We start from the raw sequence: 12880 nt of genomic DNA, 5'->3' as shown, positions 1-12880 counted from the left end.
CCCCACTCCTACGGTCCGCATATTGTAAATACGGGCTCCTGCGAGCTTTTCTCCAGAAAACTTGCCCTTATTTATGATACGGTTCACCGCGATTGATCTTCACCGCCCGGTAAACCTGCTCCACCAGCACCAGCCGCATGAGCTGATGGGGCAGCGTCATGCGGCCGAAGCTCATGCGCTGCTGGGCGCGGCGCATCACCTCATCGGAGAGCCCGTGGCTGCCTCCGATGACGAAGACGACATGGCTCGTCCCGTAGGTGCCGAGCCGGTCAATCTCGGCGGCAAGCTCTTCCGAGCTCCAGAGCTTGCCGTCGATCGCGAGCGCAATAACATGCGCCTCGCTCTTGATATGCGCGAGGATACGCTCGCCCTCGCGCACCTTCACCTGAACAACCTCTGCATCGCTGAGGTTGTCAGGTGCCTTCTCATCCGCCACCTCAATCATCTGGAACTTGAGGTATGGCGTCAGCCGCTTGGCATATTCTGCGATGCCGCTGACCAAATACTTTTCCTTCAATTTGCCTACGCCGATAATCTGAATGAACATGTCTTCCTCCTGTGGGTTACGCTTCTATATACACCTGTACCATTCGCTGAAATTCCGCCGCTCAATCAACGTTATTCCATTATATAAACAGCAAAAGGACGTATCCGCTACGTCCTTTCTGCTTAAGGTTAGCCTCTATGTTCTACCACATTTCCGGGCAAAAATAAACCGGAATCCGCCTTTACTATTCCTGTCTCCTAGCTCTTTCAGCTATCTTACTGCTCCCTCTACCCCTGCTCTTCCGTCACTTGCTCCTGCTCTCCAAATCCCTCACCCGGCTCAGACATTTCATAAGCCATAAGTATCGAATCCAGCAGGCCGGGGAACCGCTCGTCCAGGTCCTCTGTCCGCAGAGACAGAATACGCTGCGTGCCCTGCACCTGCGTATACACCACGCCCGCTTCACGCAGTGTCCGGGAATGATGGGTCAGCGTGGACTTGGCAATCGGCACCTTGAAGCAGTTGCAGGCCTGTGCGCCATGCTTGCGAATTTCTGACACTACATATAAACGGACCGGATCGCTAAGTGCATACAGCACAGAGGCAAGCTGAATATCGTTACGGTCCGGATGATGGAGCTGCTTCATTAGTAAGACTCCTTCGGAGTACAGAATTGTACTTGAATTTTTTTCTTCTAAAATAATATCTTCCTATTTATATCTTCTGATCTGCATCCTGTTAAATTTCATTTCCTAATTGCATTTTACATCAGTGCATGCTATATTTCAATTGTTCGTAAGTAATCGAACTATAAAATAAATTGGCGCTGCATATTCAAGTCCAATAACAAAGGAGTGGCCCTTAAATGACCTCATTACATACATCTGAGGACAGTACAAACGATTCACCCGCTGCTCCGCAAGCGGCTCTTCCACGCGAAGGACTGCTGACTCTGCTATTCAGCGTTGCTGTCGTTCTCGTCATTATGAATACAGCGATGTTCAATCTGGCGCTGCCTGACGTGACCGAGACCTTCGGCATCACAGCAGCATCCGCCTCCTGGATTGTTACCGGATATTCCATCATGTTCTCTATTGCCTCAATCACATACAGCCGGCTCTCTGACTTCCTGCCGATCCGGCGGCTGCTGGTTATCGGGCTGCTTACGCTAGGGCTTGCTGCTGTGGCCGGTTTCTTCAGCACTAACTTTATTTTTCTGCTTATTGTGCGCATTCTACAGGCATCGGGGGCAGGCGCAGTCATGTCCTTATCGCTCGTCCTGTTCACCCGTTATGTCCCGCAGGCCCGCCGCGGCAAAGCAATGGCAACGATCATGTCCGCCGTCTCGCTGGGTCTGGGACTCGGGCCGGTAGCCGGAGGTTCCATTGTCGAGTATCTCGGCTGGACCTGGCTGTTCGCGGTCACCGCAGCTATTCTGCTCCTGGTGCCGCTGTTCCTGAACCTGCTGCCTAAGGAAGTTCCCACCCGGGGCTCCTTCGACATCCTGGGCGGTGTTTTCCTCGGTGTCGGCACCACCGGTCTGCTGCTGTTTCTGACCAGCGGACTGTGGGTTGCCCTGATCGCCGGAATTGTAGCAATTATCTTGTTTGTCGGCCGCATCCGCACCACTCCTGATCCATTCGTGATGCCGGCGCTGTTCCGTAACCGGTCCTATCTCGTGCTCGCCCTGGTGGGTGTCGCCTCCTACCTGTGCAGCTTCGCCACCTTGTTCCTGCTGCCGCAGATTCTGGTTCACCGCTTCGGCTTCAGCGCCAGCCATGCCGGACTTGTAATCTTCCCCGGCTCGCTGCTGGCGATCTTCGTCTCCCGCACCGTGGGGCGGATCATTGACCGCTACGGCAATGCCGGAATTCTGCGCCTGGCACCGTTCCTGGTACTGGCCGCGACCGTACTGTTCGCCTTGTTCGCCGGGCGGTCGTGGGTTGCTGTCATGCTCGTCTATATGATTATGAGTCTCTCGTTCACCGTACTGTCCAGCAGCGTATCGAACGAAATCTCGCGCATTCTGCCTTCTTCGCAGATTGGCTCCGGAATGGGGCTGTTCCAGCTGCTGCAGTTCTTCAGCGGAGCCTTCAGCGTGGCGATGGCCGCAAGTGCTCTGGAATGGCAACGTGGTCTACCGCTCCAGACAGCTTACTCCAACATCTACTGGGGATTATCCATTGCGGCAATCGTGGCGATTGTATCAGCCTTTATATATGGGCGCAGCAGCCAGAGCAGCACGCTGGCCGAAATGGCGGAAGCAGCAGACGCCTAAAAAGCTTACGCAATTTCTTTACCGCAGGCACTCTGCCTTTACTCTCTTAGCCCGCATTCTTTCGTATGGTTCCTCATCTCTGCCCACAGAACCCGGGACGCCAAAACACCCCGCAGCCTTCACGGCTGCAGGGTGTTTTTAATTACAGCAGTCCTTCAGACCACCAGATATTCCGCATTCTGCTCGCATTCTGCACATTTCGCCGGCGGGTCCCAGTCCGAGAACTCCGTCTCCTTCAGATCCACTACATCGGGTGCATCCTCGTATTCGTCCACAAATTTGTCGATGGCCAGCTCTACGTGTTCCTTACACACTACATACATTCAATCAAGCATCCCTTTCTGTGCCGCTTCGGTGTATACTTCTACTACTGTTCTACCACATTTCCCGGCAAAAAGGAACCTTCCGCAGCGCAAAATCCCCGCCTTATTCCCGCCCCGTAAACTTATCAATATCCCCGGCAATCAGCCCGAGCGCATCCTGCCAGAATGACAGTGAATGTACATCGATATCCATCAGCTTTGCGGCATCCGCAATACTCCGGGTACTGGTCGCTGAGAGGAACTGCTCATAGCGTTCTACGAAGGCCCCGCCCCGCTTCTTGTACTGCGCATACAGCCCTTTGGAGAACAATAATCCGAAGGAATACGGGAAGTTCAAGAACTCATTACCCGCCATATAATACCCGGCTTTGCTGATCCACTGGTAAGGATGAATCGAGTCCGGCAGCACACTTTCACCGTAAGCCGCATGCATGGATTCCAGCATCAGCGCGTTCAGCTCCTCCACAGACAGAGCACCGGATTTCCTGCGGGCATATAACCGGCTCTCGAAGCAATACCGGGCATAGAAATCAACGATATAATACCCGGCATCCGAGAGACTCCGCTCCAGTATGGCAGCCGCTTCACCCGCAGGCAGAGACTGAAGCAACTCCACATGAATCAGACTCTCGCAAAAAATCGAAGCCGTCTCGGCAATCGGAACCGGATATTCCGTGTTAACCATCGTTTCCCCGCTGAGGCGGCTGCTGTGGTACGCATGACCGATCTCGTGGGCCAGCACGCTCACATCTATATAATTGCCGTTGAAGCTGGTAATGATCCGGCTCTCCCCAACCGGGAAAATATCAACGCACATCCCGAAGTTGCCTTTACCGCTCCGCGGCTCGGCATCGATCCAGCGCTGCTCAAACACCTTACGGGCGAACGCGCCAAGCTCCGGGCTGAACCTGCTGAAGCCGGCAATAATCATCGCCTGGGCCTCAGCATAAGTGATGCGCTCCGCAGCAGCTTCCGCCATCCCGACAGGCGCAAAAACATCACAAAACGGCAGCCCTCCCGTATACCCCAGCAATGCAGCCTTTTTGGCATAATAACGCCGAAAGTCCGGCAGGCTCTCTTCGATGGCCTGAAGCATCACCTGAAGTGTCTCCTGATCCATCCGCGATGCTTCCAGCACTTTATGCAGTGGTGAAGCATATCCTCTCAGCTCATAGACGGCCGCAGCCTCCCCTGTTACGGCATTAATGCAGGCTGCACTCTGCTCCGCTACCCTGCGGCAGGCTTCGTGCTCTGCTTCCGCCGCTGCCCGGCGTACCGCAGGATCGGGATCATAGACGAGATTGCGCAGCTCCGCAAGCGTATAGCTCCGGTTCATCCCGTCCAGCTCTGCATCGATCCGCAGCGTAGACAGCGTCTGCATGTACAGCCGCTCCCACGCCTTGGAGCCTGTCGCCTGCATCCGGGCAATCACCGCTTCGCCTTCCTCGCTGAGCAAATGCTCTGATTTACTCTTAAGCTCGCGCAAGTAGAAGCCGTGCTGCTCCAGATATGCGCTCGACCCGATACTCTGCTCCAGTTCATCTGCGCTTACCTTCGCCAGCCATTTGCTGAAGCTGACTAAAGCTTCACCCGCACCGTAAGTAACCTCCTCCAGCTCATCCATCAGATTAACGGCTTCCATATTACTGCTGTCTGCACTGAACCTTAATTCCGCGTAGCTGAACAAGCGAAGATATATATGTTGATAAGCATTATATTGTCTCAGGAACTCTCCCATTACAACGGCAGCTTCCTGCCCGTTATTCATCTGCGAGGCTGACCATGTATTCAGCTCCCCGGCAAGTGTCTCCACCAGCCTGCGGTCCTGCTGAAATTGCTCCGACTGGAAGGATGGATAGATTCGGTCCAGATCCCATGTTAATTGCATCTTCTAACATCCCCTTATCTATAGTCGCAGGAACAATTCATCCTCACATGCTTCCACCCCGTCCCGCCATAATCCTTGCTGCAAAATCCATTTCAGTATATCACGCCTGCCAAATTAGAAGTCCATGGAAATATTAGATATAATCAACTATACCAAGCCATAACCGATTTCCGGAAAGGAGCACCGCATGGTTAACCAGTCTATTACCGAAGGAGTCATACGTACACGTTCGAAGCTCCGCAAAGATTTGCTGATCTCTATTTTTGACGAGTTCGACGGCAGCATCATGGCCCTATCTCCTGACCGGAGAACGGAGAAATACAGCAAAATGGCGCAAAATGCCTTTTCCTTCTACCGGGGCAGCGCCTATCTGTTTTATTTTGACACGACAAGGCAGTACTTTCCTTACCACAGCTCACCCAGCCGCCCTACATGGATTCAAGGGGATCTACATTTCGAGAACTTCGGCGCTTTCCGTAGTGAAGACGGGGAGATTGTGTATGATGTGAATGATTTTGACGAGGGGTATGTCGGCTCTTATCTGTACGATCTGCTGCGGATGGCGGTCAGTATTGCGCTTGCCGGCAGGCAGCTCGGGATGGGTCAGACAGAACAGCTTAAGCTGAGCCGAAGTTATGCGGAGGCGTATTACCGTCAAATTCACCGCTTTTGTGATGGTAAAGACAACCCCGGAAATTTCGTCCTGGATGAGGATACGGCCAAAGGCCCCGTCAAGAAGCTGCTCCGCAAGCTGGAGAAACGCCGGCAGAGTCATTTCCTGGAGAAGGTCACTGCCCAGATGCAGACCAGCCGGGTATTCCTCGAGACCTCGGAGCTGCTGATTCCCGGAGCTGCCGAGCAGGCACAGCTGGAGCTGGCCTGGAGCTTCTATACACAGACAGTGGTTACACGCAGCCTGAACGAGGAGCATTTCCGGATCAAGGACATCGCGGTCAAGCGCGGCTCGGGAACGGCTTCCATCGGACTGGACCGCTATTATATTCTCATTGAAGGCGGCATGGAGCAGGCCGGAACCGACGATACTGTACTCGAGGTAAAAGAAGTCCGTGTTCCCGTTCCCGCCTATTTCCTTCCCTACTCGGACTCGTTCTGGCAATCCTTTGCCCATCAGGGCAAACGTGTATCCGCGACCCAGCAGGCGATGCACCACAAGGCTGATCCCTACCTCGGCTTCTTAACGATGGACGGCCGGGAGTTCTATGTCAGAGAGCGTTCCCCGTACAAAAAAAGTCTGAAGCTGGAGAATATCGCAGACATGGACGAGCTGACCGTAGTTATCCAGCAGATGGGCAGCCTGACCGCCAAAATGCATGCCCGCGCCGATGCCGATGTCGACAAGGGTATTCTCGACTATCACAGTGAGCAGGAGATCGCCAAGGCCATGGGTCCCGATTCTGATGCCTTTGCCCGTTATATCGCAGAGTGGGCTTACGGCTATGCCGGGCAGGTAGAGAAAGACTATGCCATGTTCGCGGATTGGGTGTCGGAGCAGTACGGTATATAACGGGCGGGTACTACCTCAGATTAATCGCAGTGAATTCTACTTTGTACAATCGCTTGCTGAAGCGCAACTGATATACAGATATCCCATTTTCGGTACATCTGTTGCGCTTAACTGCACTTCGTACAACTAAAAGGTCTGTTTTCCGCCCCCGGCATCCGTTTAATTGTAATCTGTACACTTAAGCGGCCTTATAATGACCGCATTAACGAATTCGGGCTGATTTAGTTGTATGAACTACAGTTATAGTCTGCAAGTACACCTCATCGCTGTTTTTAATTGCACATTATACAGTAATCCCTACATCAAAGAAGCTCTCTCTACCCGGCAACCGGGCGGAGAGAGCTTCTTGATCTATCCATATTTATTTATCAGCCGCCGCATTCATGAATTGGCTCGGCCGGTCCAGCTCATACAGCTTGCGGTAACGCGGTTCCCGCTCCATCAGCTCCGCATGGGTGCCGCGCATCTCCACCAGGCCATTCTCCATGAAAATCACCTCGTCCATCTGCTCCGCACCCACCAGATGATGGGTAACCCAGATCAGCGTCTTGCCCGCCATCGCCTCGAACATGGTGGCCAGCAGCTCGCGCTCCGTGCGCGGGTCAAGGCCTACCGTCGGCTCATCGAGCACAACGACCGGCGTATTCTGCAGCAGAATACGGGCCAGTGCCATCCGCTGGCGCTCTCCGCCGGAGAAGCGCTGCCCTGCTTCGCGTACCGGAGTGTTATAGCCCTCCGGCAGCGAAGAGATCAATGGATCCAGCTTCGCCAGGGCTGCCGCCTGCTTAACCGCTGCCTCCGAAGCCCCCGGGTCCCCGAGCCGGATATTGTTCGCCACCGTGGTGTCGAACAGATGCGGGCTCTGGTTCAACACGGCGATGAGCTGCGGAATCTGCTCACCGTAAGCCGCAGCGTCAATTCCGTTAATCGTCGCGGAGCCGATGGTTGGCGTGATTACGCCTTGCACCATCTTGAGCAGCGTCGATTTACCGGCTCCGCTGCGGCCGATCACGGCAACCTTCCGGCCCTGCGGCAGGTCCAGCGCCATATTCTGCACTGACCAGTCGTCTCCCGCCGCATAGCGGTAGCCCGCCGACTTCAGTTCAATATGGGCCTGCCCGCTGGCCTGAATCGCCTGCACAGCGGCAGCCGCCTTCGCTTTGGCTTCTGCATTCTTGGCTGCTTCGGCCGCGGGCGGCACAGCTCCCTCCGCTGCTTCTACCCCATTCAGACGCTCCAGTGAATTCCGGTATTGCGGAATTTTCTCCACGGCCTCCGATACGGGCAGGAAGGCATCCGCTACCGGGAAGACGACCAGCACGAACGCGGCAATCAGCGTTCCGGCAATCGCTCCATCGGCATACTGTCCGCCTGCCCAGTAGAGCAGGGACAGCACGCCAAGCCCGACAACGGCTTGGCCGATGAACATCCGCAGCCGCGCCCAGCGCCGCAGCGCACCGTCCGTCCGGGCGACGGTCTGTTCGTCGGCCTCATAAGTGTCGACGAACTGGCTCTGCCGTCCGCTGATTACCCAGTCGCCCAGACCCAGCACGGCATCGGTCAGCTTCTGATACAGCCGGTTGCGCTCCTGCTTCACCTGACGCTGACGCTTCTGGGTGAACAGCAGGGAGATCAGCGGCAATACGGCCACCAGGATCAGCATGTACAGGCCCATAAGCAGGGCGAACGCCAGATCAAACGTGCCGAGCGAAATAACGGCTACTGCATAGATCAGAAGCGCAATGATGCTCGGGAAGACCGTGCGGAGATACACATTCTGCAGATATTCGATATCGTCGGCCAGCATGCCGAGAATATCCCCGGTCCGGAAGCGCGAGGACAGGAACAAGGCCTGCGGCTCCAGAATATTGTAGAGCCGGATACGCATCTTCGAGAGAATGCGCAGAATGGTATCATGCCCCACAAGCCGCTCCACATAGTGGATGACGGCCCGGCTGGTTCCGAAGGTGCGCACGCCGACAATTGGCACATAGATCATCAGTATATTTTCCGGCGGAATCGATGCCTTCGAGATCAGGAAACCTGAGGTATACATCAGGGAAGACGCCGAGAAGATCGTCAGTGCGCCTAAGGCAATGATCAGCACGAACCGCCAGAAGTAGGCAGAGTAATAGGGAGCAAACCATCCTTCACGTTTCAATGGATTCCCTCCAATTGACTTTGAATAAGCTCATAGTAAGCACCCTTACGGGCTGTCAGCTCACTGTGTGTGCCGACTTCGGCTACCCGTCCCTGCTGCATGACGACAATCAGATCCATGTCGGTCATCCAGTGCAGGCGGTGCGTAGCCAGGAATACCAGCTTGCCTTCGAACAGCGGCAGCATCGTTTCTTTCAGCTCATATTCTGTCTCAATATCCAAGTGAGCCGTCGGCTCATCCAGCAGCATAACCGGGCGGCTGCTCAAGAGAGCACGGGCCAGTGCCACACGCTGCTCTTGTCCGCCGCTGAGCGAACGTCCGCCGCCGCCGATCATTTCATCCAAGCCGCCAGGCAGCGAGGATATCAGCTTCGATAATCCGGCAGACTCCAGTGCAGCCGCAACAGCTTCCTGTGTAGCCTCCGGATAATAGAACCGCACATTGTCAGCCAGTGTGCCGCTGAAGATGTAAGGACGCTGCGGGATATAAGCAGTCTGCTTACGCCACTCCTCATCCGTAAGTGCACTGACCCCATTTCCGTTAATCGTGATATTGCCGGAGGTCGGATGAAGGAAGCCGCCCAGGATATCCACGAGTGTAGACTTGCCCGCTCCGCTCTCCCCGATAATGCCGATCTTCGCATATCCTTTGAATTCAAGCTTTACCTCTTCGAGCGAGGATGCACCTTCTTCTTCATATTTGACACTAACTTCGTTAAGCCGTAAAGAGCTGTTATTGTTCCACGTGAAAAACGCTCCCGGAGCCTTGCCACCCTGTATAGCTTCCTGTTCCCCCGGCTCCAGCAGCTTCGCCTGCACGGCCTCACGGTCAATAATACTCTTCATCGCCTCTCCGGCCTCCTTGCCGTCGAGTGTGGCATGGAAGTCCGCGCCCACCAGCCGCACCGGCAGGAAATATTCCGGGGCCAGAATCAGGATCGTTAACCCCGTAACCAGTGTCATCTGCTCATTGACCAGACGCAGTCCGAGGCTAACCGCTACCGATGCCACCGACAGCATGGTGAAGAAGTCCATTGCGAATGAAGACAGGAAAGCCACGCGCAGCGTACGCATCGTGGCCGAGCGGTAGCGGTCGCTGACCGTTGCAATACTCTCGCTATGGCTGCGGCTGCGTCCAAGGAATTTCAGGGTTTCCAGCCCACGCAGCGAATCCACGAAATGATTGGAAAGCGTACGATAGGACTTCAACTGACGGTCCATCTGCTTGCGGGCCGTCATACCGATCAGAATCATGAAGACAATGATGATCGGCATCGTTAAGGTAAGAATGACACCGCTGGACGTATCCTGGGTATATACATAGACAAGCAGCAGAGCCGGTGTTACCGCCATACCGACCATCCGCGGAATAATCAGTTCCAGGTAGGTGCGGAACTTGGTTACTCCTTCAAGCACAAGTGTGACCACATTCCCGGTTCCCCGGTCACCTGCCAGCCTCGGTCCCAGCTGGAACAGCTTGTCCATCATTTGTCTCCGCATGCTGCTGCCGGTAGCTTCCGCGAAGCGGTAAGATGTGCGGCTCATCAGCATGGCACAGGCATGGCGCACGAGAAACGCAAGAAGGAACAAGAGCGATTTAGCCCCTTGTTCCTTCAGCGGTTCTCCCGCAAACAGCGCAGAGACAACTTCAGCCAGCGATTTAGCCAGCAGAAGAATGGACAGGCTTTGCACCAGGGTAAGGAAGCCGACAATCAGAAAGACAGGCTTTACTCCTTTGTACCCAAGCAAATTTTTATCCATTAGTATTCAAGATGCTCCTTCTCGTGAACCCGTTTGTGGAAGATGAAATAACTCCAGATCTGATAACCAAGCACGAATGGCAGCAAGGTCAGCGCCACGATCGTCATTACCTTCAGTGAATAGTGGCCGGAAGCCGCATTCGTAATCGTCAGGTTGAACGCCTGATCCAGCGAGCTGATCATGACCCGCGGGAACAGTCCGATGAAGATCGAAGCTACCGACAGCGCCATTACCGCCCCGGTCATTCCGAAGGCATAACCATCCTTCTTCTTGGTCATAAAGTATCCGGAGAGCAGATAAGCGACTACGCCCAGAGCAACTACAATCCATAGCAGGGTTCCGCGTTTATCGAAGATATCTGTCATATTGTACGTCATTATAACGAAGGCCACCAGCAGCACTGCCAGAGGAATCAGCAGTTTCTGGGCCAGCTTACGGGCCCGCTCCTGCAAGTCTCCCAGAGTGCGGAGCGTAGTGAACATCAGTCCATGTACCAGACACAGCAGAACTACTGTAATTCCCGCTACAACTGTATAGGCATTTACGATATCGAAGAAACCGGCATACATCTGCATATCCCCGTCAATCGGCAAGCCTTTGATGAAGCTGGCAAACACCACAGCCAGCAGGAACGGCGGCAGGAAGCTGCCGAAGAAGATGCAGACATCCCAGGTTTTCTGCCACGTCTTCGAATCGCGTTTACCTCTGAATTCAAAGGCAACACCGCGGGCAATCAGTGCCAGCAGAGCGAACACGAATGGGATGTAGAATCCGCTGAACAGCGTCGCATACCAATGCGGGAAGGCGGCAAACATCGCGCCTGCTCCCGTAATCAGCCATACCTCATTCGCATCCCAGAACGGCCCGATGGAATTAATCAGTACCCGGCGCTCTGTATCATTCTTGGCCAGAATCTGCGTCTCCATCCCTACACCGAAGTCAAAGCCTTCAAGGAAGAAGAACCCGACAAACAGCACCGCAATCAGCAGAAACCATAATTCATTAAGTGACATGGGTTAATCCTCCTTGTTATACGGATCGTGGGATTCACCGTGTTCGTTATCCATAGCATAAGGGCCTTTTTTGATAACCTTGATGAACAGGCCGATCATTACCGCACCCAATATGGCATAGATTGCGGTAAACGAAATCACCGAGAACAGCACCTGTCCGCTTGTAATATTAGGTGATACACTGTCTTCCGTAGTCATAAGTCCGAATACTGTCCATGGCTGCCGCCCGATCTCCGTCATAATCCAGCCTGACGTGTTGGCAATCGGCGGAAGCAGTAGTCCCCAGAACATGAACCGCATGAACCAGGTATTCGGTTTGTCCATCTTCTTGCGCCACATGAGGTAGATGGCATACACGCCAAGCGCAATCATTAGCGAGCCTGCCGCAACCATGATCCGGAAGCTCCAGAAGGTTGTTTTGACAGGCGGGATATAATCTCCAGGTCCATACGCTAATTCGTACTCCTTCTGGAGCTCCAGCATACCCTTAACTTCACCGGAGAATTTACTGTAAGACAGGAAGCTGAGCAGATACGGAATCTGCACCTCTCCGCTGCTGGTCTGATTCTCTGTATCGATATTAGCAAAAATCGTCCAAGGTGCCGGGTCACCGCTCTCGCCCCATAGCCCTTCGGATGCGGCCATCTTCATCGGCTGTGTTTCAACCAGATACTGTGCTTGGGCATGTCCGGCTACAGCTACGCCAAATGAAGAGATGATACCGACAATTGCCGCGATCTCGAACGATTTACGGAAAAAGGCAACATCCTGCTTCTTGAGCAATTTATAAGCACTGATCCCCGTTACCAGGAAGGCTCCTGTAGCGTATGCGGCAAGCACTGTATGCGGGAACTCCACCAGCAGCTGACCGTTTGTAATCAGTGCGAAGATATCATTCATTTCAGCCCGTCCGTTGTTGATCTGGAAACCTACCGGATGCTGCATGAACGAGTTGGCGGCCAGAATCCAGAATGCAGACAGCATCGTTCCGAAGGCTACCAGCCAAATCGATAATAGATGAATACGCTTGGATACCTTATCCCAGCCGAAGATCCAGATTCCGATGAACGTGGACTCCAGGAAGAAGGCCAATAAGGCTTCAATAGCAAGCGGGGCTCCAAAAACATCACCGACGAAGCGCGAATAGTCAGACCAGTTCATTCCGAACTGGAACTCCTGCAATATCCCTGTCACTACGCCTACTGCGAAGTTAATGAGGAACAGCTTCCCCCAGAACTGCGCCATTCTTTTGTACTCTTCATTGCCTTTTCTAACGTACATGGTCTCCATAATAGCAATTAAGAGCGCTAGTCCGATCGATACCGGCACAAAGAAATAATGAAAAATCGTCGTCGACGCAAATTGTATACGCGACAGTATTACTGTATCCATATTTCTCCCCTTCCTTCTCCCCATTCGATATGTCTATTCTGTCAAATTTTCAG

At 53.9% G+C, this 12880-nt stretch carries 10 protein-coding genes; 2 read left to right on the top strand and 8 right to left on the bottom strand.

The window, feature by feature from the left end; genetic code table 11:
* Positions 1-67 precede the first annotated feature (67 nt).
* Both rlmH and QW71_RS08050 read right to left on the bottom strand, forming a co-directional pair.
* Positions 68-547 (bottom strand): 23S rRNA (pseudouridine(1915)-N(3))-methyltransferase RlmH, encoded by a 480-nt coding sequence (gene rlmH / locus QW71_RS08055; RefSeq protein ID WP_039295905.1) that lies wholly within the window; start codon positions 545-547, stop codon positions 68-70.
* Positions 548-774: 227 nt separating this feature from the next.
* Complete coding sequence (locus QW71_RS08050; RefSeq protein ID WP_039295903.1) at positions 775-1134, bottom strand: helix-turn-helix transcriptional regulator; 360 nt, start codon at positions 1132-1134, stop codon at positions 775-777.
* 218 nt (positions 1135-1352) lie between these two features.
* Between QW71_RS08050 and QW71_RS08045 the strand changes: the two genes are divergently transcribed.
* Positions 1353-2765 carry an MFS transporter gene (locus tag QW71_RS08045; RefSeq protein WP_039295900.1) on the top strand — a complete coding sequence of 471 codons (1413 nt, stop codon included), beginning with the start codon at positions 1353-1355 and terminating at the stop codon, positions 2763-2765.
* A 155-nt stretch (positions 2766-2920) separates the two neighbouring features.
* Here QW71_RS08045 and QW71_RS38480 read toward each other — a convergent pair whose 3' ends face one another.
* Entirely contained in the window at positions 2921-3088 is a 168-nt protein-coding gene (locus QW71_RS38480) for a CxxH/CxxC protein (protein ID WP_063776434.1), read from the bottom strand.
* A 103-nt stretch (positions 3089-3191) separates the two neighbouring features.
* Positions 3192-4976 (bottom strand): M3 family oligoendopeptidase, encoded by a 1785-nt coding sequence (locus tag QW71_RS08040; RefSeq protein WP_039295897.1) that lies wholly within the window; start codon positions 4974-4976, stop codon positions 3192-3194.
* A gap of 187 nt (positions 4977-5163) precedes the next feature.
* Between QW71_RS08040 and QW71_RS08035 the strand changes: the two genes are divergently transcribed.
* Positions 5164-6501: a DUF2252 domain-containing protein gene (locus QW71_RS08035; protein WP_039295894.1), complete on the top strand. Its 1338-nt coding sequence runs from the start codon at positions 5164-5166 to the stop codon at positions 6499-6501.
* A gap of 361 nt (positions 6502-6862) precedes the next feature.
* On the opposite strand, the gene cydC is transcribed toward QW71_RS08035, so the two are convergent.
* From cydC to QW71_RS08015, 4 genes are read right to left on the bottom strand one after another with little or no spacing between them, the layout of a single operon-like run.
* Positions 6863-8662 carry a thiol reductant ABC exporter subunit CydC gene (gene cydC, locus QW71_RS08030; protein ID WP_039295891.1) on the bottom strand — a complete coding sequence of 600 codons (1800 nt, stop codon included), beginning with the start codon at positions 8660-8662 and terminating at the stop codon, positions 6863-6865.
* A complete protein-coding gene (cydD, locus tag QW71_RS08025) occupies positions 8659-10422 on the bottom strand; it encodes a thiol reductant ABC exporter subunit CydD (protein ID WP_039295889.1) in 1764 nt (587 codons plus the stop codon). The genes cydC and cydD overlap by 4 nt, the downstream gene beginning before the upstream one ends.
* The gene (gene cydB, locus QW71_RS08020) at positions 10422-11435 is read right to left on the bottom strand and encodes a cytochrome d ubiquinol oxidase subunit II (protein ID WP_039295886.1); all 1014 of its coding nucleotides are present in this window, start codon (positions 11433-11435) and stop codon (positions 10422-10424) included. Before cydB ends, cydD begins: the two co-directional genes overlap by 1 nt.
* Positions 11436-11438: 3 nt before the next feature.
* The gene (locus tag QW71_RS08015) at positions 11439-12827 is read right to left on the bottom strand and encodes a cytochrome ubiquinol oxidase subunit I (protein ID WP_039295883.1); all 1389 of its coding nucleotides are present in this window, start codon (positions 12825-12827) and stop codon (positions 11439-11441) included.
* Positions 12828-12880 lie beyond the last annotated feature (53 nt).

Source organism: Paenibacillus sp. IHB B 3415 (assembly GCF_000802655.2).
In the GTDB taxonomy this organism is placed as follows: Bacteria; Bacillota; Bacilli; order Paenibacillales; family Paenibacillaceae; genus Paenibacillus_AQ; species Paenibacillus_AQ phytohabitans.
The sequence above is the reverse complement of the archived record's forward strand: the minus strand, read 5'-3'. Positions and strand labels throughout refer to the sequence as shown.

Coding starts and splice junctions, on each gene's coding strand:
- rlmH (WP_039295905.1), bottom strand. CDS start 547: ATGTTCATTCAGATTATCGGCGTAGGCAAATTGAAGGAAAAGTATTTG.
- QW71_RS08050 (WP_039295903.1), bottom strand. CDS start 1,134: ATGAAGCAGCTCCATCATCCGGACCGTAACGATATTCAGCTTGCCTCT.
- QW71_RS08045 (WP_039295900.1), top strand. CDS start 1,353: ATGACCTCATTACATACATCTGAGGACAGTACAAACGATTCACCCGCT.
- QW71_RS38480 (WP_063776434.1), bottom strand. CDS start 3,088: ATGTATGTAGTGTGTAAGGAACACGTAGAGCTGGCCATCGACAAATTT.
- QW71_RS08040 (WP_039295897.1), bottom strand. CDS start 4,976: ATGCAATTAACATGGGATCTGGACCGAATCTATCCATCCTTCCAGTCG.
- QW71_RS08035 (WP_039295894.1), top strand. CDS start 5,164: ATGGTTAACCAGTCTATTACCGAAGGAGTCATACGTACACGTTCGAAG.
- cydD (WP_039295889.1), bottom strand. CDS start 10,422: ATGGATAAAAATTTGCTTGGGTACAAAGGAGTAAAGCCTGTCTTTCTG.
- cydB (WP_039295886.1), bottom strand. CDS start 11,435: ATGTCACTTAATGAATTATGGTTTCTGCTGATTGCGGTGCTGTTTGTC.
- QW71_RS08015 (WP_039295883.1), bottom strand. CDS start 12,827: ATGGATACAGTAATACTGTCGCGTATACAATTTGCGTCGACGACGATT.